This is a genomic window from Pseudomonas sp. H1_F01, assembly GCF_054681425.1.
Window position 1 is genome coordinate 232,362 of record NZ_CP162823.1, and the last position, 20,943, is coordinate 253,304.

The window sequence follows — 20,943 nt, forward strand, 5'->3', positions numbered from 1 at the left end:
AGCAAGCTTTGCTCCCACAGCAGGATCAAATCTCCTCTGCACCATTTTCGCTTCGACCCGAGTGGCGGTAATCTGCTGGCCTTTGATGGGTGGTTAAGGCTTCATGACTGTTTTTTTCCGGCTCTCTTTGGCCCTCGCCGTGTTGCTTTTGGGGGGCTGCGAACAACCCCCGGCTCCGGCTCTCGATCAACAGCTGTATGTCTGGCAGCGCCAATGGACCAAGGCCCACGAGCCGGCGCTGCGCCAGAGCCGTGGCGATTTCTCCAGCCTGCGGGTGCTGGCGTTGCAGGCTTTTCCCGGGGCGGGCTGGAGCCGTGCGCGGATCGATCCGGCCTTGCTCAAGGCTGACGGCCGCCCGCTGATCGCCGTGATTCGCCTGGACGGCCAGCTCAAGGCCCTGGACCAGGATGAGGTGATCGCCCAGATCCAGCAGGTGCTGGGCGATTGGCAAGCCCAAGGTCTGACCCCTGTGGGGGTAGAAATCGACCACGATGCCGGCAACGCACGGTTGCCGGCCTATGGAAAATTCCTCGGCCAACTGCGGCAAGTCCTGCCGGCCAACGTGCGGCTGAGTATTACCGCGCTACCGGCCTGGCTCGACAGCCCTGCCTTGCCGGGTTTGTTGGAAACGGCGGACAGCAGCGTGCTGCAGGTCCACGCGGTGAGCGATCCACGGCAGGGATTGTTCGATCCGAAACAGGCCCGGCGCTGGGCACAACGCTGGAACGGGGTCACCAAGAAGCCGTTTTATCTGGCCTTGCCGGCCTACGGTGTCGCGCTGCTGACCCAGGAAAGTGGCGCTCCTGTGGTGGAAAGCGAAGTGCCGATCGATCGCGCTGGCGAGCGGCGGGAATTGCTGGCCGATCCGCAACAAGTGGCCGGGCTTGCGGTAGATTTGCGTGCCGATCCGCCGAAACATCTCGCTGGGCTGATCTGGTTTCGCCTGCCGCTGGCCGGCGACCGACGGGCGTGGAGCCTGACCACGCTCGGTGCCGTCGCCCGGGGGGACAACCTGGACAGTCGGCTGGCGTTGCAGTGGGAGGAGCAGGGTGGTTTGTACGATATCCGCCTGGTTAACCAGGGCAATCTCGACAGCCCCTGGCCCCAGCGCCTGACGCTGGCTGTTGGCGCGTGTGACGGCGTCGATGCCTTGGCCGGTTATACGTTGCAACAAACCCCCGGACTGCTTACCTTCACCCGCATTCAGGAAGGCCGCTTGGCTGCTGGCAGCCAACGGGCAATCGGCTGGGCGCGCTGTACGAAAATTGACCAAGGAGGTTTCAATGTTTACCCGTAAGTGGCCTCGTCACCTACTGTGTCTGAGCCTTTGTCTGCCGCTGGGCCCGGCGCTGGCCTGCGGGCCGGATTTCCCGATGCGCCTGCTGGATAACCGCGCCCAGTCGCTGGCCGAATTGCCCGAAGGCAGCTTTCGCTTCGAGGTCAGCCGCCTCGGCCAGCCGATTGCCGGGCTCAAGCCGGCCACCGAGGCGACGCGCAACCCGGACTACAGCTATGACGCCCCGTCTTCCTACGTTGAGCAACGCAACCAGGCCGAGCAGATCGGCCTGACCCCACCGCAGCAAGCGGTGGTGGAGCGCCTGCGAGCCCTGACCGATGTCGACCAGGTGGCAGCCGAAGCGGCCAACCTGCCTGATGAACTGCGCCTGTATGCGATTGGTGCGGCGGCTTTCAACGTCGGTGAGCATCAGCGCGCCGTGGAAGCGTTCCAGCAGTTGCTGGCGTTACCGGCCGACCAACGTCGGTTGCGCAGCACCTGGGCCGCGTACTCCCTCGGACGGGCCTTGTTCGCCGTGAGCACCGAGGCCGGCAGCGGCGACCCTGTGGTTTTGCAGGACCAGGCGCGAGCGGCGTTTCGCCAGGCCCGCGAGTTGAGCATTTCCGGCTTCAGCGATCCGCTGGAACTGGGCATCGCCAGCCTTGGCGAAGAAGCCCGGGTGGCCTACACCGCTGACGATTGGGACAGTGCCATCGGCCTGTATGCGATCCAGAACCTGCAAGGCTCCCCGGTGGGCTACAGCTCGTTGCTGCAATTGGCCGGTGATTTGAGCGCCCAACCGGATGAGCGCTTGAGCGAATTGCTCAAGTCCAAGGCGGTGCAGCGATTGGTCACTGCCTACCTGCTCAGCCGCGTCGGCTGGTGGGACGGTGAAGAACCCTCTGGCGATAAAAGGCTGTTCGAACTGTTGCGAGCCAACGCCCGGGACAACCTGGACGATGCCGATCGTTTGGCGGCGGTGAGTTACCAGCACGGCGATTACGCCAGCGCCCAGGCTTTTGTGCAGAAGGCTTCCGACACCGGCCTGGCCTGGTGGGTGCGTGCCAAGCTGGCCTTGCGCGACGGCGACAAAGTGGCCGCAGCGGCGGCTTATGCCAAGGCCGCCCAGGCTTTCCCGAACGATGAGTCATGGGGCGGCCGGCGGACACCGGATTGGAACTTCGAGTCGGTGCAGCCCAAGTGCCGGGTCGAAGGTGAAAGCGCGATCCTGGCCTTGCAGCGCGGCGATTACCTGCAAGCCTTCGATCAGCTCTATCGCGGCCAGAGCAACTATTGGTACGACGCTGCCGCAGTCGCCGAGCGTGTGCTGACGGTGGATGAGCTCAAGCAGTACGTTGACGCCCAAGTCCCGGCGCCACCGGCGTTGAGCCAGGAGGATCGGGACAACTATGTGCCGCTGCCCGTGGCTGCGAGCCTGCGCAATCTGCTGGGTCGTCGCTTGCTGAGGGAAGGGCGCTTTGATGAGGCACCGGCTTATTTCGATAACGCAGACTTGCAGAACAAGGCCCGCGCCTATGGGCAATTGCGCCAGGACGCGGAGTCCAAATGGTGGCCAACCCGACGGGCCGAGGCGTATTTCAATGCGTCCTGGATGGCGCGCAAATGGGGCATGGAGTTGCTCGGCTATGAGATGGCGCCGGATTACGCCAGCCTGGGAGGCAACTACAGCCTGGAACCGGTTGAACTGAAGGTTGGGCCGCTGGTGGCCGAAGGCGAAGTGCAACGCCAGCAGGCCAGCGCGGCGCAGCCGGACATGCGTTATCACTATCGGTTTGTTGCCACGGCGTTGGCGAGTCAGGCGGCGGATCATTTGCCGCATACCAGCCAGGCGTTTGCGGCGGTGTTGTGTAACGCGGTGGGGTACAACTCCAGCCTTGAAGAGCAGAGCGCGTTGTATCAACGGTACGTGAAGGAAGGCCCGTATGTGGATTGGGCATGGAACTTTGGTTACCAGTGCCCTTATCCAGAGTTCAACAAGGCCGATAAACGCTACGTCACCCAGGCCCTGGACCCGATTCGTTCGATGTTGCGACCTTACAAGGGGTGGCTGCAAATGGGCGGTGTGGTGCTGGTAGTGGCGGTGGCGTTGGGGCTGATCAGCCGCCGCCGGCGCAAGGCGCGGATGTCGGCCTCCTAAGCTGAATAACCCATTGTGGGAGCGAGCTTGCTCGCGATGACGGCATAACAGACGCTACAAAGGCGTATGTGATTGCCCCATCGCGAGCAAGCTCGCTCCCACAGGGGGGTATCGCCAATGGGGCGTGCCCCTACATCTGCGTCGCCATCCCCTCCACATTCATGGCCGCCTGGCGCAACGCCTCCGAGCGGGTAGGGTGTGGGTGGCAGGTCAGGGCGATGTCCTCGGCTGAGGCGCTGAACTCCATGGCCACGCAGTATTCACTGATCATCTCACTGACGCTCGGGCCGACCAGGTGCACGCCAAGGATCTCATCGGTGCGTTCATCGGCCAGGACCTTGGCGAACCCTTCGGTCTCATGGTTGATCTTGGCCCGGCTGTTGGCGGTGAAGGGGAACTTGCCGACCTTGTAGGCACGGCCTTCGGCCTTGAGCTGTTCCTCGGTCTTGCCGACGCTGGCCAGTTCCGGACGGGTGTAGATGACGCTGGGAATCAGCGCATAGTTGACCTCGGCGGCCTTGCCGGCGATCTGTTCGATGCAGACCATGGCTTCGTCCTCGGCCTTGTGGGCCAGCATCGGTCCGGACGTCACATCACCGACGACCCAGACGCCGGGCGCTTCGGTCCGGTGATGCTGGTTGGCGAGCATGCCGCGCTTATCAGGGCTCAGTCCGACGTTCTCCAGCCCCAGTCCTTGCGTGTAAGGCCGACGACCGATGGCGACCAGCACGTAATCGGCGTCCAGGGTCTGTGCTTCGCCGCCCGCCGCCGGTTCGATCTGCAGTTGCACGCCGCTGGCCGAGGGAATGGCTCCGGTGACCTTCGAACTCAACTTGAACTGGATGCCCTGTTTGCCCAAGGCTCGTTGCAGGGTCTTGCCGGCCTCGCCATCTACCCCCGGGCAGATGCGATCGAGGTATTCGACCACGGTCACCTGGGCACCCAGGCGTCGCCAGACCGAACCCAGTTCGAGGCCGATGACGCCGGCGCCGATCACCACCAGATGTCGGGGCACCTCACTCAGGGACAAGGCGCCGGTGGAGTCGAGGATACGCTGGTTATCGATGGTCACGCCTGGCAGGGGCGTGGGTTCCGAGCCGGTGGCGATGACGATGTCCTTGGCGCTGAGTTCGGTCTTGGTGCCATCGTCGCCTGTAACGGTCACCTTGCCCGGCCCGTCGATGTGGCCCCAGCCTTTGATCCAGTCGACCTTGTTCTTGCGAAACAGAAACTCGATGCCCTTGGTCAGGCCGGCCACGCTTTCGTCCTTCTGCTTCATCATCTGCGCAAGGTTGAGGGTGGGGCTGACTTCAATGCCCAGGTTGGCGAATTCCGTTCCCGTGGCGGCTTCGTACAGTTCAGAGGCATGCAGCAAGGCCTTGGAGGGCATGCAGCCGACGTTCAGGCAGGTGCCGCCCAGGGTGGCTCGGCCTTCGACACAGGCGGCTTTCAAGCCCAATTGCCCGGCCCGAATCGCCGCGTTATACCCGCCGGGTCCGCCGCCCAGAATGATCACGTCGTAGTTGCTCATCGTTGTTCTCCCGCTTGGCCTGATGAAAAATTATGGTCGTAATATGAGCGTTTCCAGAGATTTCGGTCAAGGCTTAAGTCAAGAGGTCGGCGCAGGCCTTGTCATGAAGAATTCAAAACGGAAATTTCACAGGAATCGTTATAAGGTAACGGCATATAACGGAGCGTCGGTGGCGTTTGTCCACGGGCCCGGATTTTGATCGCCACGAGTGCTGGGGTGGTATGCAAGTCGATCTTGATGTCGAGGGGGCACAGGTGGCCGAATGGCCACGTTTTCAGCGCGCGTCGTTTCAAGGGCGCCGTTTGAAGCAGATTGCTTTCGCCCTGGGAAGCGTGGCGGGCGTGGGCCTGGTACTGGCGTTTTTTATCGGGGTATTTTCGCCGCAATCGCTTTGGCCGGCGCTGCTGGTCAGCCAAGGTGCGGGACTGCTGGTGCTGGTGGCAGGTTTGCAATCGGCCTGGTGGGTCACGCAATGGCGTAGCAAGGCGCTGCTGCCATCTGTGGATAACCTGCCGGCGGAAAACGAGCCTGTTGATAACCTGGGTTGGTATGAGCGGCTGCTGGAGCGAATTGGCGCTCGCGGGATCGGCCTGCTGAAACAGATCGGTGCGCCTGCGTTGTGGCTGGCCGGTTGGTCCGTGCTGGTATTGCTGGGCCTGGAGCAAGCCTGGAACTTGCAACTGCCGGCTGCCGCCCTCGGTGTCTCGGCCAGTGTGGGGGCGGTGTTGTCGTTGTTGTTGGCGTTCGGGCTATTGGTGTTCGAGCGGCAGTTGGCCCAGCAATCTCCCGTGGAATGGCCGGAAGCGCCGACGCTGGCGCAGCTGACGCGGGTGGCGATCATCGTGCTGGTGCTTGGCGCTTTGTGCTTGTTGTTCGCCGCAGAAACGTCCATCTGGCCGTTGCGCCTGGCGGTGCTGATGGGGCTGTTGCCGGGCGTGGTGGCGGCGGAGTTTTTGCTGCGCGCCGTGTTGTCGTTGTTCATCCCGCGCCGGAACGCTCTGGAACCGCCGCTGCTGGGCCGGAGTGTCATCGCCGATCTGCTGCGCTGGCCGCCGCAACCGTTGCTGGCCTTGCAGCACGAACTGCACAACCGTTTTGGCATCGACTTGCGGCAGATCTGGGCCTTCAGCTACATGCGCCGGGCTTTTTTACCGGTGTTGGCGCTGGTGTCGCTGGTGGGCTGGTTGTTGACGGGCGTGCACGAAGTGCCGCTGCAGGGACGTGGCATCTATGAGCGTTTTGGCAAACCGGTGGAGGTGTTCGGCCCTGGCTTGCATGTCGCGTTGCCTTGGCCGTGGGGCAGGGTGCTCAACGTCGAGAATGGCGTTGTGCATGAATTGGCGACCAGCGTCGCGGAGAGTCGGGCAGTGGTCGAGGCTGAACCGGCGGAGGGACCGGCGCCGGCAATCGCCAATCGGTTGTGGGACGCCAGCCATGTGAACGACAAGTCCCAGGTCATTGCCAGTCGTCGTGCCGACCAGCAGAGCTTCCAGATCGTCAACATGGACGTGCGCTTTGTCTATCGCATCGGCCTGACGGACGCCGCGGCATTGGCGGCGACCTACAACAGCGCCGATGTGCCGACGCTGATCCGCAGCACCGCCAGCCGCATCCTGGTGCATGAATTTGCATCGCGCACGCTGGACGGTTTGCTGGGTGCGGACCGTATCAGCCTCGCCGACGAAATCGGTCGCGCCGTCCAGGCTGATTTGCAATCGCTCGATAGCGGTGTGGAAATCCTGGCGACGGTGGTGGAGGCGATTCATCCGCCGGCCGGTGCGGCCAATGCCTACCACGGCGTACAGGCGGCGCAGATCGGCGCGCAGGCATTGATCGCCCGAGAGCGCGGCGCGGCGGCGGAACAGACCAACCAGGCACAATTGCAAGCCAGCGTCGCCCATGACCAAGCCACGGCCACCGCCCGGGAAATCAACGCGACTGCCCAGGCCGCCGACCTGCGCTTCAATGCCGACCGCAAAGCCTACGCCACGGCGGGGCACGCTTTTGTGCTGGAGCATTACCTGAGCCAACTCAGCCAGGGCCTGGCCAATGCCCGGTTGCTGATTCTCGACCATCGCCTGGGCGGCAGCGGCAACGCGCCGACCATCGACTTGCGTACCTTCACGCTGCCGGCAGACCCCGCGTCGCCGCGTAACCCTGTCCCGCCAGGAGCTGCCCATTGAGCCAGTCCTCTTCACACGATCACCACGACCACGCTGGTCACGATCACGGCCATGCCGGTCATCACCATGGCCATCATCACCACCATCATGGCGATCCGCAACAGGCCGGTCCGTTCCCGTGGCGGCGGATGGGTTGGGCGGCGTTGCTGGTGGCGTTTGCCGTTGCGGCCGCAAGCCTGGTGCAAGTGCGCTCGGGGGAGGCCACGGTCATCACTCGTTTCGGTAATCCGGCGCGGGTACTGCTGCAACCTGGCTTGAGTTGGCGCTGGCCGGCGCCGTTCGAGGCGGCGATTCCGGTGGACCTGCGGTTACGCACCACCTCCAGCGGTTTGCAGGATGTCGGCACCCGTGATGGGCTGCGGATCATCGTCCAGGCCTACGTGGCGTGGCAGGTGCAAGGTGATCCGGAAAACGTGCAGCGTTTCATGCGCGCGGTGCAGAACCAACCGGACGAAGCCGCACGGCAGATCCGCACCTTCGTCGGCTCGGCGCTGGAAACCACCGCCGCCAGTTTTGACCTGGCGAATCTGGTCAATACCGATGCCAGCCAGGTGCGCATCGCCGATTTCGAAGCTCAGCTGCGTCAGCAGATCGATCAACAGTTGCTCACCACTTACGGCGTGCGCGTGTTGCAAGTCGGTGTCGAACGCCTGACCTTGCCCTCGGTGACACTGACGGCGACGGTGGATCGCATGCGCGCCGAGCGTGAAACCATCGCCACCGAACGCACCGCCGTCGGCAAGCGCGAAGCGGCGCAGATTCGCTCCGCCGCGGAACGTGATGCACGAGTCATGCAAGCCGATGCCACAGTGAAGGCCGCAGATATCGAAGCGCAGTCGCGGGTAGAAGCGGCTGAGATCTATGGTCGGGCATACGCCGGCTCCCCGCAGCTCTACAACCTGCTCCGTTCGTTGGACACCTTGGGCACCATTGTCAGCCCAGGCGCGAAGCTGATTTTGCGCACCGATGCGGCGCCATTTCGTGTTCTGGTGGACGGTCCTGTTTCCGTGGAAGGCAAAGGTGGAACACAACCATGAGTTTGGTTCCACGTGGAACAAACGAGTTATCCAGCCCGTGGATCCAGGCCGGACGCCTGGCATTTCTTGCGCTTTACGCCGTCACGGTGCTGGCGGCGTTGGCCTGGGTCTTTTCCAACGTGCGGCAGATCGATCCGCAGAATCGTGCGGTGGTGCTGCACTTTGGTGCCTTGGATCGCATCCAGAATGCCGGCCTCTTGTTGGCGTGGCCTCGTCCTGTGGAACAAGTGGTCTTGCTGCCCGCTGCGGATCGGGTGCTTGAGCGGCGGGTGGAAAATCTGCTGCGTTCGGATGAGGCCCTGCAAGCCGATCGTGTCGCCAGTTTCGCCACGCCAGTCAGCGACGCGCTGGCCAGTTCTGGTTATTTATTGACCGGTGATGCTGGCGTGGTGCAACTGGATGTGCGGGTGTTCTACAAAGTCACCGACCCTTATTCCTTCGTCTTGCAAGGTGAACATGTCCTGCCGGCACTGGACCGGTTGGCGACCCGCAGTGCCGTGGCCCTGACTGCAGCCCGGGATCTGGACACCATTCTGGTGGCTCGCCCCGAACTGATGGGTAGCGACAACCAGGCGGCCGAGCGCCGCGAACGCTTGCGTGGCGATCTGGTGCAGGGGCTTAACCGACGCCTGGCTGACCTGGCGGCGACAGGGGAGGGGTTGGGTATCGAAGTGGTGCGGGTCGATGTGCAATCGAGTCTGCCGGGGCCGGCGGTGAGTGCCTTCAACGCGGTGCTGACGGCCAGTCAGCAGGCCGATAAAGCCGTGGCCAACGCGCGTACCGAAGCCGAAAAGCTCACCCAGGCCGCCCGCCAAGACGCCGACCGTGCCGTGGAGGTCGCCCATGCCCAGGCCAGCGAACGGCTCGCCAAGGCTTCGGCCGACACGGCGACGGTCCTGGGCCTGGCGAAGACCCAAGTTAGCGATCCGCAAATGCTGCTGCGCCTGTATCGCGAACGCATGCCTACCATCCTTCGCCAGGCCGGTTCAGTGACCACGGTCGATCCGAAAGACGATTCCCGCCTGATCATCCAGGGAGCCGGACAATGACCGCCCAAACCAGCGCTGCACCGATGTTGTCCTCGACGGAACAACGCATCGCCGCCCGACAACTGACCTTGGCGATGCTCGCCCTCGGCTTGCTCGCATTGGGCCTGGCATGGCGCGGTTGGTCGCCAGAGCAGAGCGGTGTCAGCCAACTGCTGTTGGGGTTCGCCTCGCTGTTGGTGGCAGTGCCGGTGATGCGTTCGGCCTGGTACAGCTTGCGTTACCCAAGCCTGCACGGGATTACCGACCAACTTATCGCCCTGGCGATGCTCGGTGCCTGGGCCACCGGCGATCTGCTGACGGCGGCGTTGTTGCCGATCATCATGATCTTCGGGCATGTGCTGGAAGAGCGCAGCGTCATTGGCTCCCAGGAGGCGATCCATGCCCTTGGCCAACTGACCCGCAGCCAAGGTCGCAAGGTGCAGGCCGACGGATCGATCATCGATGTCGACAACGCGACGCTCCAGCCTGGCGATGTCGTGGAGGTGCGCGCGGGCGATCGGGTGCCGGCCGATGGTCGTGTGTTGTCCGGCCAAGCCAGCCTCGACACCGCGCCCATCACGGGTGAGTCGGTGCCGTTGGAGGCTGTGGTCGGCACTGAGGTCTTTGGTGGCGCGATCAACCTGGATGGTCTGCTGCGCCTGGAAGTGACCCGGACCGGCGAAGAATCCACCTTGGGCAAGGTCATTGCCCTGATGCAAAACGCCGAACGCTCCAAGCCGCCCATCACTCGCTTGCTGGAACGCTACGCCGGCAGTTACCTGGTACTGGTGTTGTTGCTGGCGACGGTGACCTGGTTCGTGACCAACGATGCCCAGGCGATGCTGGCAGTATTGGTCGCCGCTTGCCCTTGTGCGTTGGTGCTGTCGGCGCCGGCCACCGCCATTGCCGGGATCGCGGTGGCGGCGCGCCATGGGATCCTGATCCGCAGCTCGGCCTTCCTGGAAGAACTGGCGGACCTGACGTCGTTGGTTGTCGACAAGACCGGCACCCTGACCTACGGCGTCCTGCGCCTGCAATCCATCGAATATGCCCAGGATGCTCCCTCATCGTTGCTGCTACCTTTGGCTGCCAGCCTCGGTTCGGCCAGCAGCCATCCGGTCAGTCGTGCGTTGGCGGGGTTGGTGGAGCAGGAAGACTGCCTGGCGCTGACGGACATCCATGAGCGCCAGGGCCTGGGGGTGGTCGCGATGACCGCCCAGGGCGAAGCGGCGCTCGGCCGGCCGGAGTTGTTTGCACAGCTGGGCATTCAAACGTCTGCGGTCCCGGAGCACGACGGCCCGATTGCCGGCCTGGCCCTGGACGGGCAGTTCCTCGCCTGGCTGTTGTTGGCCGACAGCGTCAAGCCGGAGGCACGGATGGCCATGGCCGAGCTGCGCGAGCTGGGCCTGGGGCGGCAGTTGCTGTTGACCGGCGACCGCCAGAGCGTGGCCACGACCCTGGCCCGGGATGTCGGCATCGGCGACTTGCAAGCCCAGGCCCTACCGGAAGACAAACTCAAGCGAGTCATGGCCGAAATCGACCATGGATTCCGCCCCATGGTGGTGGGCGATGGCATCAACGATTCCCTGGCGCTCAAGGCCGGGGTGGTCGGCGTTGCAATGGGCGCCGGCGGCGCAGATATCGCCCTGGCGTCGGCAGACATCGTGCTGATCGGCAGCGATCTGCGTCGCCTGGGCACTTGCGTGCGATTGAGCCGCCAATGCAGGCGCACGTTGCAGGTCAACGTGATCATTGGCCTGGGCTGGACGCTGGCAATCGTCGCCTTTGCCGCCTTCGGTTGGCTCGGCGCGGCAGGGGCGATGATCGCTGCGCTGCTGCATAATCTCAGTACCCTGCTAGTGTTAGGTAATGCGGGGCGATTGCTGCGGTTCCAGGAGCCACTCCTGAAAATTCAAGCGAAGGGAGCCGTTGGATAACCCTTGGCGAACTGTGCGTCACCCTTGCAGTCTCTGTTGGAGAGGGCGCACCCATACTGGCAGTACCCGGCACAAGGAGTGAATTTGGGACGGTGATAGAAAAAGGCTATAAATTCGATAGCCTGCTATTTTTCTATGATGGTCTACCCTCATTTTCAGACGTCTGAAACAAGGGGGGATTTTTCATGCTCGCGCAACTTCCACCGGCCTTACAGAATCTTCACCTACCGCTTCGGTTGCGGCTCTGGGATGGCCATGAGTTTTCACTGGGTGACGACCCCAGTGTCACGATCGTGGTCAAGGACCCACAAATGGTCGCGCAATTCACCCATCCCAGCCTGGATGCGCTAGGAGCGGCATTCGTCGAAGGCAAACTGGAACTCGAAGGTTCGATTCACGAAGTCATTCGTGTCTGCGATGAATGGAGCCAGGCCTTGGTCGAGGATGACGCCGACAACCCGCCGGTTAGATCACTCCACGACAAGGAAACCGACGCCAAGGCGATCTCCTATCACTACGATCTTTCCAACGCGTTCTATCAGCTGTGGCTCGACAGTGACATGGCCTATTCCTGTGCCTATTTCGAGACGGGCAGTGAAACCCTCGAACAGGCCCAGCAAGCCAAATTCCGCCACTTGTGCCGCAAGCTGCGATTACAGCCGGGTGACTACCTGCTGGATGTCGGATGTGGGTGGGGCGGCCTGGCCCGTTACGCTGCGCGCGAGTTCGGTGCCAAAGTCTTCGGGATTACCCTGAGCAAGGCGCAGCTGACACTGGCTAGGGAACGGGTCAAGGCAGAGGGCCTGGAGGATCTGGTCGAGTTGCAATTGCTGGACTACCGCGACCTGCCCCAGGACGGTCGTTTCGACAAAGTGGTCAGCGTTGGCATGTTCGAGCATGTTGGCCACGCCAACCTCGAGCAGTACTGCAAGACGCTGTTCGGCGCGGTGCGTGAGGGCGGGTTGGTGATGAACCATGGCATCACCGCCAAGCACACCGACGGTCGTCCAGTCGGTCGCGGCGCCGGTGAATTCATCGAGAAGTATGTATTCCCCAACGGCGAGCTGCCGCACCTGTCGATGATCTCTGCCGAGATCAGCGAAGCGGGGCTGGAAATCGTCGACGTGGAAAGCCTGCGCCTGCATTACGCTCGCACGCTCGATCACTGGAGTGAACGCCTGGAGGACAATCTCGAGGCCGCCGCGAAGGAAGTGCCGGAACAGGCGTTGCGGATCTGGCGTCTGTACCTGGCCGGCTGTGCCTACGCGTTCGCCAAGGGCTGGATCAATCTGCACCAGATCCTGGCGGTGAAGGCCCACGCCGACGGTAGCCATGAGTTGCCCTGGACCCGCGACGACATCTACACCCCTTAGAGAATCGGGGAAATAAGCCGGGCGACCCGCATGCCGATCTTCTGCAGGCGGTGGGTCTCCCGGCTTTCCTGTTTGTCGATTTCCACGGCTTGGGCGAAGTCCTGCTCAAGCATCTGCTCGACCTCGGTGGCGAAAGGGATATCCACCGTGAGCAGCATGACTTCGAAATTCAGGCGGAACGAACGGTTGTCCAGGTTCGCACTGCCGATTGCGCTGATTTCCCGGTCGATCAGCACCACTTTCTGATGCAGGAAACCCGGCGTATAGCGGAACATCCGCACACCGGCCCGCACCGCTTCAAACGCATAAAGGCTGGACGCGGCATAGACAATCTTGTGGTCCGGCCGCGAGGGCAGCAGGATGCGCACATCCACCCCGCGCAGCACCGCCAGGCGCAAGGCGGCGAACACCGCTTCGTCAGGGATGAAGTAAGGCGTTGTGATCCAGACTCGCTCGCTGGCCGCATGGATAGCCTCGACGAAAAACAGCGAACAGGTTTCGTAGGCATCGGCCGGGCCGCTGGTCAGCAATTGGCAGAGCACACCGTCGTCCGGGTAGGTGTCTGGCAGGATCAGCGGTGGCAGCGAACGGGCCGCCCAGAACCAGTCCTCGGCAAACGACTCTTGCATACTCCCCACCACCGGGCCGCAGACTTCGACATGAGTGTCGCGCCACGGCGCCAGGGGCGGCTTTTCGCCCATGTACTCATCGCCCACGTTGTGTCCGCCAACGAAGCCTAGAACGCCATCCACCGCCACGATCTTGCGGTGGTTGCGAAAGTTGACCTGGAACCGATTGAGCCAGCCGCTGCGGGTGGCGAAGGCTTTCACGTGGACACCACCGTCGCGCAGCGCCTGGACGTAGCGGTGGGGCAGGGAGTGGCTACCAATGCGGTCATAAAGCAGATACACCGCCACGCCTTCGGCGGCTTTTTTCAGGAGCAGTGTCTGCAGGCGTAGGCCGAGGCGGTCATCGTGGATGATGAAAAATTGAATCAGCACGGCCTGCCGCGCGTTATCGATGGCCTGGAAGATTGCCTCGAACGTGGCCTGCCCATTGACGAGCAAGCGCACCTGATTGTTCGCCAGGCAAGGTGTGCGCCCCAGCTTGGGCATGGCCCGCAACGAGTCGTAGGCCTGGGACGCGCGAGCGGTCAAAGCCTCTTCGACCCACGGCCGCCAGTTCAACTCGGAGATCGCCTTGCGCATCTCTTCGTTGGCTTGTCGGCGCGCCTTGATGTAGCCATCAAAAGTGCTGCGCCCGAAAACCAGGTAAGGGATCAATGTCAGGTAGGGAATAAACAGCAGCGACAGGGCCCAGGCAATCGAGCCTTGGGCCGTGCGCACCGTCAATACGGCGTGGACGGCGGCAATGGAACCCAGGGTGTGGAGCAGCGCGATCAGGTAACCGAAAACATGCGGGCCGAAATAATCCATGGGGGCATTCTTGCTCCGGAAGTTTCAATGCTTAACAGACCATGTTCCATGGCGAATGTCGCTATTTAATTCACTTGTCCCGGGCTTGAACCGAAGCCTGTGGGCGGCGTCTAACGGCCACTTGTCCTCTGGAGTTTATGCAATGAATGTTCGTCTGCTGGGTGTGGCCTTGGCAATGGGGTTGTCGGTTCCGATGGCGGCTCAGGCGCAGATGCTCCAGCCGGGTTTGTGGGAGCTGACCACCAGCAACATGAAGGTCGATAACCAGAACCTGCCAGACCTGCAACTGATCCTGGGCCAGGTGCAGAACCAGATGACTCCGGAACAACGGGCGATGCTGGAAAAGCAGGGCATCACCATGGGCGGTAAAGGCATCCGTGTCTGCCTGACCCCGGCGCAGGTGCAAACCAATGACATTCCGCTGCAAGACCCGCAATCGGGTTGCAAGCAGCAGATCACCGAGCGCACCGGCAATCAGTGGAAGTTTCGCTTCAGTTGCCCGAAAGCCCAGGGTAATGGCGTTGCGACGTTCCAGAGCGATCGTGAATTCACCACCAAGGTCAACGGCACGTTCAATGCCACCGGCATCCAGCAGAACGGCAGTCTCGACACTCGCGCGGTGTGGCTGGGGCAGGATTGCGGGACGGTCAAGCCGAGGGCTTGAAGCGGGTATGAAGTAATCGTTTGGAGAATCTGTGGGAGCAAAGCTTGCTCGCGACGCAAACAACTCGGTACATCGCCAGGGGCGTCACCGTTCATCGCAGGCAAGCCTTGCTCCGACAAATGCTCTCAAGGCCGACTCAGCGCCTCATACAACGTATTGAGGTTGTATTCGAACAGACCAGTAAAGGTGCTGGCCGGTCCGCTGGCCGCGAGTGCATCGGAATACAGCGTGCCGCCGATGTGCGCGCCGCTCTCGTCGGCGATCTGCTTGAGCAGGCGTGCGTCCTTGATGTTTTCCATGAACACCGCTTTGACCTTCGCCTGACGGATCTGGGTAATCAGTGCCGCGACTTCTGCTGCCGACGGTTCACGCTCTGTGGATAAACCCTGGGGCGCCATGAACTCGATGCCATAGGCTTGGCCCAGGTAACCGAATGCATCGTGGGAGGTCACGATCTTGCGATTGCCTGGTGGCAATGCACCGAGCTTGGCCTTGGCTACGGCGAGCAGGGCGTAGATTTTCTTCAGGTACGCCTGGCTGTTGCGTTCGTAATCGGCCTTGTTGGCCGGGTCGGCAGCTTCCAATGCCTTGGTGATGTTGCTGACATACAGCTCGGCATTCGCCAGGTTGTGCCATGCGTGCGGGTCGGGGATGGTCTCGCCATCCTCATCCAGTGAGCGGGGGATGACGCCGCGGCTGGCGCTGATCACCGGAGCAGTGGTTTCAGTGCTGGTCACCAGGCGATCCAACCATGGCTCGAAGCCCAGTCCATTCTTGATGATCAGTTTTGCCTTGAGCAGTGCCTTGGCGTCGTCTGGCGTGGGTTCGTAGGTGTGTGCATCGGCGTCCGGGCCGACCATGTTGGTGATGTGGATATGCTCACCGCCGACCTGTCGGGTCATGTCGGCGAGGATGCTGAAGCTCGTCACCACCTGGAGCTTTTCGGCGGCGGACAGGGACATGGACAGCATCAGACTGAATAGCACGAGCAGAACGCGCATCGGAAACACCTCATTGGGATGTGAGCAAAGGCGGGCGGCGCAGCAAACCGTGCACCGGACCGAATACCACCGACAACAGATACAACGCGCCCGCCACCAGTACGATGGACGGCCCGCTGGGCAGTGAGTAATAGAAAGACAGCAACAGGCCAAGCCACACCGAGAGGCAACCAAGCAGCGCCGCGATCAGCATCAGCAGTGGCAGGCGACGGCTCCAGAATCGCGATGCGGCGGCAGGCAACATCATCAGGCCGACCACCATCAGCGCACCGATGGCCTGGAAGCCAATCACCAGGTTCAACACCACCAGGGTCAGGAACACACCATGGGCCAACGGGCCGAGACGACTGACGGTTTGCAGGAACAGTGGGTCCAGCGTATCGAGCAGCAACGGTCGGTAAATCAACGCCATCGCCAACAGGCTGGCACCGGATACCCAGAGCATGCCGGTAAGTGTCGGGCCGTCTACCGCCAGCGCCGAGCCGAACAGCAAGTGAAGCAAGTCCAGGCGTTTACCGGCCATGCCGAGGATCAACACGCCGGCCGCCAGGGAAATGGGATAAATCGCCGCGAGGCTGGCGTCTTCCCGTAGGCCGGTGCGCCGGGTAATCCAGGCGGCGAGTCCGGCCATGCTCAGGCCCGCGCCCAGGCCGCCAATGGTCAGGGCTGGCAGGCTCAGCCCGGCGAACCAGAAACCCAGGGCGGCGCCAGGCAGAATGCCGTGCGCTACGGCGTCACCAATCAAGCTCATGCGCCGAAGAATCAGGAACACGCCCAACGGTGCCGTACTGCACGCCAGCACCAGGCCGCCGAGCAAGGCCCTGCGCATGAAGACAAACTCTTGAAACGGTTGCCAGAGATGAGTGGCCGCAAGCATCAGGCCACCCACGTGTGGGGTTGTTGAGCGATCAAGTCGACGCTGCGGCCCAGCACGCAGCCGGTGTTGCTGATCAGCAGCGTATGGGGGATATGTTGGCGGACCGCTGCCAGATCATGGCATACCACCACGACGGTTCGGCCCTGGGCGTGCCAGTGATGGAGGTGTTTCCACAGCAGCGCCTGGCCCTGTTCGTCGAGGGCGGCGTGGGGTTCGTCGAGCAACAGCAGTGGCGCTTCGGCCAGGCTCAGGCGAGCGAGCAGGGCGCGTTGCAGCTCGCCCCCAGACAGCGCCATTAGCGGACGATGTTCGAGGCCGGTCAGCGCCCAGTCGGCCAGTACGGTCTGGAGCAACTGCCTTCGCATGGCTGGCGTATGTCGATTACCCCAGGAACCGGCGGCCACCAACTCTTGCAAACTGATGGGAAATTGCCGATCCAGATGTTGCTGCTGCGGCATGAACGAAACCCCACCACGGCGTGGAACATCCAAGGTGACTTTGCCGGAGAGCGGTTTTTGCAGCCCCGCGAGCACTTTCAATAGGCTACTTTTGCCCGAGCCGTTGGCACCGATGATGGCGGTAAGACTGCCGGCCGATCGCTGCATCGCGAGCGGCGGTGTGAGGGGTTGTCCGGGTGCGCCCCAGCGCAGTGCTTGGCAGTTGATCATGATGCCTCCCGCGTCCAGCTGCTTTGCGCCACGGCGTCATGGGCGTGCAGGCTTTCGGCGTGAACGACGCGCACATTCAACGCAACGATGTCGGGTGACCGCCTCAGGACCGTGCTTAATCGCCGCGCAGCGTCTTCGCAGAACATCAGGTTTTGGCCGTTGGCCAGGGCGAAGGCCTGTTCATCGGCGCGCTTGACGGCGGTTTGCACAGCGGTGCCGAGGGCTGCTTCGGCTTCGTTGATGAAAGACTGCAGCGGTAAATCGTCGGCATCGGCATTCAGGTGTAGGGTCAGGCTCGCCGTACTGCGTTGGCTATGAGGGGTGGCGACAATGCCATTCGATGAACCTAGCCAGGCCAGGATCTCGGCGTGCTCAAGTTTCTTGTTAGCGAAGTCATCGACGAATTGCTGTTGGATCAATTGCCGGGCAAGTGCGGCCGAACAAGGGCAGGTGGAGGAATAGGGAATCTGGATTTTCAGTTCCACGTGGAACACTGCGTTTTTCAAGTGGGCTTCGATGCTCACCGGGTAGCGTTTCCAACCCTCAAGCGGGCTGATGAGTGCCGGACGCTTGAGCAGCAGATCGGTATACACACTGAGCGATGCCGCGTGGGACAAACCTTCATGGCTATCGAGAAATTGCTGAAGGATTCGACGCAATAACGCCGGCGAAAGCGTCGTCTCTTCGAGCAGCTCTAGCGCCAGGTATAAGCGTGACATGTGAATGCCGCGCGCCTCACCGTCATCAAGGCTGACACCTGCGTCGGCCATTGCACTGAGACGTTGGCCGTCAATCAACACCGGTGTTGCGATGCCGCACATACCCACCCAATCAAGGGGCAGGGTTTGACGTGAAGCCTGCGCTGCGATGTCGGGCAGGGTTAACGCGTTCATGGTCAAGGTCCATCGAAGGTTCAAAATTAGATGTTATAGTATAACATCTAATTTAGAGAAACCTTTTCCATGAAAGGAGTTTCATCTCCCTAAACGTTTACGTTCCACGTGAAACATCAGCGCGATGAATCCTGGCAACCGTTCATGCGTCCGCATACAAATACACCCGCACTACCACCAGAACTCGAGAAACGATTGAGGGTCGTCCAGCCCACACGCCGGCTGTATCCGACCCAACTTTCTCCATCCGATGCCAAACCAGTAAAGAAGGTGAGCTGACCGTAACGGCTATTGGTTTGCGCCCAATAACGACGACTGGCCGCTTCAAAACCTCGTAAATAAATGGTGTTTCCCGCCGTTGCGACGCTGTAGGCATTGCCCTGAATGTCCACGCACGCCAGCAGATTTGCACTACGGGTGCAGTTCGCCAAGAGAGGGGTTTGGGCCGAAGCGCTTAACCCCCACAGCAACAACAGGCTCGCCAATACGAATTTCAGATGGTTGCGCATGGAGTGATCTCAGGCCAATGAGGGATGGCGGGGGCTGGTTGAATTGTGTTGTTATACTATAACATAAAACACCGTGACCCTGACCCCAGACAAACCTGGAAACGAGCCGTAGTCGAAGCGGCCGCCCGATGAGGATATACCTGATGCCCAATCGTCTTCCCGTAACCGTGCTTTCCGGATTCCTCGGTGCCGGTAAAAGTACGCTGCTCAACCACGTTTTGCGTAATCGCGACAATCTGCGGGTTGCGGTGATCGTCAACGATATGAGCGAGATCAACATTGATGGCAGCGAAGTCCAGCGAGATGTCACCCTGAGTCGTTCCGAAGAAAAGCTAGTGGAAATGAGCAACGGCTGCATCTGCTGCACGTTGCGCGAGGACTTGCTCGAAGAAGTCGGGCAACTCGCCAGGGAAGGGCGTTTCGATTATCTGTTGATCGAATCCACAGGCATCTCCGAACCGTTGCCAGTGGCAGAAACGTTCACTTTTCGTGACGAAGAAGGTCGAAGCCTTGCCGATGTTGCGCGGCTCGACACCATGGTGACGGTGGTCGATGGGGTGAATTTCCTGCTGGATTACCAGGCCGCTGAAAGTCTTGCGTCACGGGGTGAAACCCTGGGTGAGGACGATGAACGCTCGATCACTGACCTGCTGATCGAACAGATCGAGTTTGCCGACGTGATTCTGATCAGCAAAATTGACCTGATCAGCCAGCATGATCGGGAAGAATTGATCGCAATTGTGCAACGTCTCAACGCCCAGGCGCAGATCCTCCCCATGGTCATGGGGCAGGTGCCGCTGGGCAGAATCCTCGACACGGGCCTTTTCGACTTCGAACGCGCCGCCCAGGCCCCTGGCTGGCTACAGGAACTGCGTGGCGAGCACGTGCCAGAAACCGAGGAATATGGCATCGCCTCGACCGCCTACCGAGCACGCCGGCCGTTTCATCCCGAGCGCTTCTTCAATTTCATCGACCGTCCCTGGCCTAATGGCAAACTCCTGCGCTCCAAGGGTTTCTTCTGGCTGGCCAGCAAACCTGAGGAAGCGGGCAGTTGGTCCCAGGCCGGAGGCTTGATGCGGCATGGCTTCGCCGGGCGCTGGTGGCGGTTCGTGCCGAAAAACCAATGGCCGCAAGATGAGGAAAGTACAGCGGCGATCATGAAGAACTGGCTTGCTGCCACAGGCGATTGCCGCCAGGAGCTGGTCTTCATTGGTCAAGACATCGACTTCAGCCAGCTCACCGCCGAACTGGACGCTTGCTTGCTCACCGACGCGGAAATGGCCCTCGGTGTTGAAAGTTGGCGCCTGTTGCCGGATCCGTTCGGTCCATGGCATGAAGAGGTCGCGGCGTGATGCTGGCGCCCAATCTGAAAAGGGCAGCGCAGGCACGACAGGTCAAAGGTGATACGCCAGGAGTATTCATGCAGATCCTGGACGACGGCACTAACCTGGCGGTCTGGCAGCGCCGGCTTCCTGCACACATCAGCGATTTTGCGACCATGGTGCTGGCGATGGACCAGTCGCTGGTCGAATCACGTGTGCTTGAGTTGCCGGAGGATGACACGCAGCCGGCGTTGCAAGGCCTGGCTGCAGGTTTCAGCGACCTGCAAGGCTATGAAGGCTTTATCGCCGATGTCTCCTGGCTCGTCAGTGCATTTGCCTGCCTATTGGGTGCCCAACGTGTCGGTCTGCGCCTGCGCACGCTGGACAAGGCGATGTGCCCGCGCTTTCACGTCGACCACGTGCCGGTGCGGTTGCTGACCACCTATGCAGGCGTCGGCAGCCAGTGGCTCGAGGAAGGTGTCATGGACCGTCGACGACTTGCCGAGCCTGAGGCTGAGCCCAGTGATCCGTGCGTGATCCAGCAGTTTCGTTGCGGTGATGTGGGTTTGCTTAAAGGCGAAAAATGGCACGGTAACGAAGGCCTTGGCCTGATCCATCGCTCGCCGGAACCCGCGCCGGGAGAGCGTCGACTGATTCTCACGCTGGATTGGCTGGCTTAAGGCTTAAGCCAGGTACCCTGGCTTTTTCCTTCGCAAAATGGCTGCAGATAAGCGGTATCGGTCGCCACGCCGTAATAGTGAATATCCTGGCGGTAAGGCATATTGGCGACTTGGGCGTTGCTGCAGATGCCGAACGCGCCGCCAGGGCATTGATCGACGTATTGGACCTCGACTTTCTGACCGGCAAGGTTTGGCTGGCAGAAACCGTCGGCAAACAGCTTCTGCGGGATGTTGCGGTTCTGCTGGCAGACTTTCACATCCAGCCGTTCCGCCTGGCTGTGGACCACACAAGCCTGGGCCAATGCCTGGTTCGAAGTCAGTGCCAGTAACAACCAACCGATCATTCGCATATTCACCTCCATCGAAAGCC

At 61.6% G+C, this 20,943-nt stretch carries 18 protein-coding genes; 10 read left to right on the forward strand and 8 right to left on the reverse strand.

Translation table 11 applies throughout. The features are described 5' to 3' along the window. The first annotated feature begins 103 nt into the window (after positions 1 to 103). Both AB4O09_RS01105 and AB4O09_RS01110 read left to right on the forward strand, forming a co-directional pair. On the forward strand, positions 104 to 1,297 hold the full coding sequence (locus AB4O09_RS01105; protein ID WP_013694618.1) for a DUF3142 domain-containing protein: 1,194 nt from the start codon (positions 104 to 106) through the stop codon (positions 1,295 to 1,297). Then, entirely contained in the window at positions 1,284 to 3,434 is a 2,151-nt protein-coding gene (locus tag AB4O09_RS01110) for a tetratricopeptide repeat protein (protein WP_028237755.1), read from the forward strand. The genes AB4O09_RS01105 and AB4O09_RS01110 overlap by 14 nt, the downstream gene beginning before the upstream one ends. Before the next feature lie 130 nt (positions 3,435 to 3,564). On the opposite strand, the gene lpdA is transcribed toward AB4O09_RS01110, so the two are convergent. Next, entirely contained in the window at positions 3,565 to 4,965 is a 1,401-nt protein-coding gene (gene lpdA, locus AB4O09_RS01115; RefSeq protein WP_460107865.1) for a dihydrolipoyl dehydrogenase, read from the reverse strand. Between the two features lie 221 nt (positions 4,966 to 5,186). Here lpdA and AB4O09_RS01120 point away from each other — a divergent pair, with 221 nt between their 5' ends. The 5 genes from AB4O09_RS01120 (at position 5,187) to cfaB (ending at position 12,523) form a co-directional block, all read left to right on the forward strand. Continuing rightward, positions 5,187 to 7,148, forward strand: coding sequence for a protease modulator HflK (locus AB4O09_RS01120; RefSeq protein ID WP_223528154.1), 1,962 nt, complete (start codon positions 5,187 to 5,189; stop codon positions 7,146 to 7,148). Beyond that, positions 7,145 to 8,185: a protease modulator HflC gene (hflC, locus tag AB4O09_RS01125; protein WP_460107867.1), complete on the forward strand. Its 1,041-nt coding sequence runs from the start codon at positions 7,145 to 7,147 to the stop codon at positions 8,183 to 8,185. The genes AB4O09_RS01120 and hflC overlap by 4 nt, the downstream gene beginning before the upstream one ends. Beyond that, entirely contained in the window at positions 8,182 to 9,234 is a 1,053-nt protein-coding gene (hflK, locus tag AB4O09_RS01130) for a protease modulator HflK (protein ID WP_460107869.1), read from the forward strand. The genes hflC and hflK overlap by 4 nt, the downstream gene beginning before the upstream one ends. Then, complete coding sequence (locus tag AB4O09_RS01135) at positions 9,231 to 11,150, forward strand: heavy metal translocating P-type ATPase (protein WP_363809336.1); 1,920 nt, start codon at positions 9,231 to 9,233, stop codon at positions 11,148 to 11,150. Before hflK ends, AB4O09_RS01135 begins: the two co-directional genes overlap by 4 nt. A gap of 185 nt (positions 11,151 to 11,335) precedes the next feature. Next, positions 11,336 to 12,523, forward strand: a complete 1,188-nt coding sequence (gene cfaB, locus AB4O09_RS01140) for a C17 cyclopropane fatty acid synthase CfaB (protein ID WP_003207018.1) — start codon at positions 11,336 to 11,338, stop codon at positions 12,521 to 12,523. Here cfaB and cls read toward each other — a convergent pair. Then, entirely contained in the window at positions 12,520 to 13,959 is a 1,440-nt protein-coding gene (gene cls, locus AB4O09_RS01145; RefSeq protein ID WP_003207017.1) for a cardiolipin synthase, read from the reverse strand. The two genes, cfaB and cls, sit on opposite strands and share 4 nt — an antisense overlap. Before the next feature lie 142 nt (positions 13,960 to 14,101). Between cls and AB4O09_RS01150 the strand changes: the two genes are divergently transcribed. Beyond that, entirely contained in the window at positions 14,102 to 14,623 is a 522-nt protein-coding gene (locus AB4O09_RS01150) for a DUF3617 domain-containing protein (protein ID WP_003207015.1), read from the forward strand. A 125-nt stretch (positions 14,624 to 14,748) separates the two neighbouring features. Here the strand turns inward: AB4O09_RS01150 and AB4O09_RS01155 are convergent, their stop codons facing one another. The 5 genes from AB4O09_RS01155 to AB4O09_RS01175 all read right to left on the reverse strand — a co-directional run bounded on the left by AB4O09_RS01155 (position 14,749) and on the right by AB4O09_RS01175 (position 18,571). Then, positions 14,749 to 15,624, reverse strand: coding sequence for a metal ABC transporter substrate-binding protein (locus AB4O09_RS01155; protein WP_003207014.1), 876 nt, complete (start codon positions 15,622 to 15,624; stop codon positions 14,749 to 14,751). A gap of 10 nt (positions 15,625 to 15,634) precedes the next feature. Then, entirely contained in the window at positions 15,635 to 16,501 is an 867-nt protein-coding gene (locus AB4O09_RS01160) for a metal ABC transporter permease (protein ID WP_003207012.1), read from the reverse strand. Beyond that, the gene (locus AB4O09_RS01165) at positions 16,501 to 17,169 is read right to left on the reverse strand and encodes a metal ABC transporter ATP-binding protein (RefSeq protein WP_003207009.1); all 669 of its coding nucleotides are present in this window, start codon (positions 17,167 to 17,169) and stop codon (positions 16,501 to 16,503) included. Before AB4O09_RS01165 ends, AB4O09_RS01160 begins: the two co-directional genes overlap by 1 nt. After that, entirely contained in the window at positions 17,166 to 18,062 is an 897-nt protein-coding gene (gene folE2, locus AB4O09_RS01170; protein ID WP_003207007.1) for a GTP cyclohydrolase FolE2, read from the reverse strand. Before folE2 ends, AB4O09_RS01165 begins: the two co-directional genes overlap by 4 nt. Before the next feature lie 116 nt (positions 18,063 to 18,178). Next, complete coding sequence (locus tag AB4O09_RS01175; RefSeq protein ID WP_080587818.1) at positions 18,179 to 18,571, reverse strand: glutamine synthetase; 393 nt, start codon at positions 18,569 to 18,571, stop codon at positions 18,179 to 18,181. A 143-nt stretch (positions 18,572 to 18,714) separates the two neighbouring features. On the opposite strand from AB4O09_RS01175, the gene zigA reads away from it, so the two are divergent. Further along, a complete protein-coding gene (gene zigA, locus AB4O09_RS01180; RefSeq protein ID WP_003207005.1) occupies positions 18,715 to 19,923 on the forward strand; it encodes a zinc metallochaperone GTPase ZigA in 1,209 nt (402 codons plus the stop codon). Then, on the forward strand, positions 19,923 to 20,573 hold the full coding sequence (locus AB4O09_RS01185) for a DUF1826 domain-containing protein (RefSeq protein WP_060613138.1): 651 nt from the start codon (positions 19,923 to 19,925) through the stop codon (positions 20,571 to 20,573). The genes zigA and AB4O09_RS01185 overlap by 1 nt, the downstream gene beginning before the upstream one ends. Here AB4O09_RS01185 and AB4O09_RS01190 read toward each other — a convergent pair. Next, positions 20,570 to 20,923, reverse strand: a complete 354-nt coding sequence (locus AB4O09_RS01190; protein WP_003207001.1) for a hypothetical protein — start codon at positions 20,921 to 20,923, stop codon at positions 20,570 to 20,572. The genes AB4O09_RS01185 and AB4O09_RS01190 overlap by 4 nt on opposite strands. Between the last annotated feature and the right edge of the window lie 20 nt (positions 20,924 to 20,943).

Excerpts from the sequence above, each read along its gene's own strand:
- cls (WP_003207017.1), bottom strand. The coding sequence starts at position 13,959 with ATGGATTATTTCGGCCCGCATGTTTTCGGTTACCTGATCGCGCTGCTC.
- zigA (WP_003207005.1), top strand. The coding sequence starts at position 18,715 with ATGCCCAATCGTCTTCCCGTAACCGTGCTTTCCGGATTCCTCGGTGCC.
- lpdA (WP_460107865.1), bottom strand. The coding sequence starts at position 4,965 with ATGAGCAACTACGACGTGATCATTCTGGGCGGCGGACCCGGCGGGTAT.
- AB4O09_RS01105 (WP_013694618.1), top strand. The coding sequence starts at position 104 with ATGACTGTTTTTTTCCGGCTCTCTTTGGCCCTCGCCGTGTTGCTTTTG.
- AB4O09_RS01160 (WP_003207012.1), bottom strand. The coding sequence starts at position 16,501 with ATGCTTGCGGCCACTCATCTCTGGCAACCGTTTCAAGAGTTTGTCTTC.
- AB4O09_RS01190 (WP_003207001.1), bottom strand. The coding sequence starts at position 20,923 with ATGCGAATGATCGGTTGGTTGTTACTGGCACTGACTTCGAACCAGGCA.
- AB4O09_RS01155 (WP_003207014.1), bottom strand. The coding sequence starts at position 15,624 with ATGCGCGTTCTGCTCGTGCTATTCAGTCTGATGCTGTCCATGTCCCTG.
- folE2 (WP_003207007.1), bottom strand. The coding sequence starts at position 18,062 with ATGAACGCGTTAACCCTGCCCGACATCGCAGCGCAGGCTTCACGTCAA.
- hflK (WP_460107869.1), top strand. The coding sequence starts at position 8,182 with ATGAGTTTGGTTCCACGTGGAACAAACGAGTTATCCAGCCCGTGGATC.
- AB4O09_RS01110 (WP_028237755.1), top strand. The coding sequence starts at position 1,284 with ATGTTTACCCGTAAGTGGCCTCGTCACCTACTGTGTCTGAGCCTTTGT.
- cfaB (WP_003207018.1), top strand. The coding sequence starts at position 11,336 with ATGCTCGCGCAACTTCCACCGGCCTTACAGAATCTTCACCTACCGCTT.
- AB4O09_RS01175 (WP_080587818.1), bottom strand. The coding sequence starts at position 18,571 with ATGCGCAACCATCTGAAATTCGTATTGGCGAGCCTGTTGTTGCTGTGG.
- AB4O09_RS01185 (WP_060613138.1), top strand. The coding sequence starts at position 19,923 with ATGCTGGCGCCCAATCTGAAAAGGGCAGCGCAGGCACGACAGGTCAAA.
- AB4O09_RS01165 (WP_003207009.1), bottom strand. The coding sequence starts at position 17,169 with ATGATCAACTGCCAAGCACTGCGCTGGGGCGCACCCGGACAACCCCTC.
- AB4O09_RS01120 (WP_223528154.1), top strand. The coding sequence starts at position 5,187 with ATGCAAGTCGATCTTGATGTCGAGGGGGCACAGGTGGCCGAATGGCCA.
- AB4O09_RS01150 (WP_003207015.1), top strand. The coding sequence starts at position 14,102 with ATGAATGTTCGTCTGCTGGGTGTGGCCTTGGCAATGGGGTTGTCGGTT.
- AB4O09_RS01135 (WP_363809336.1), top strand. The coding sequence starts at position 9,231 with ATGACCGCCCAAACCAGCGCTGCACCGATGTTGTCCTCGACGGAACAA.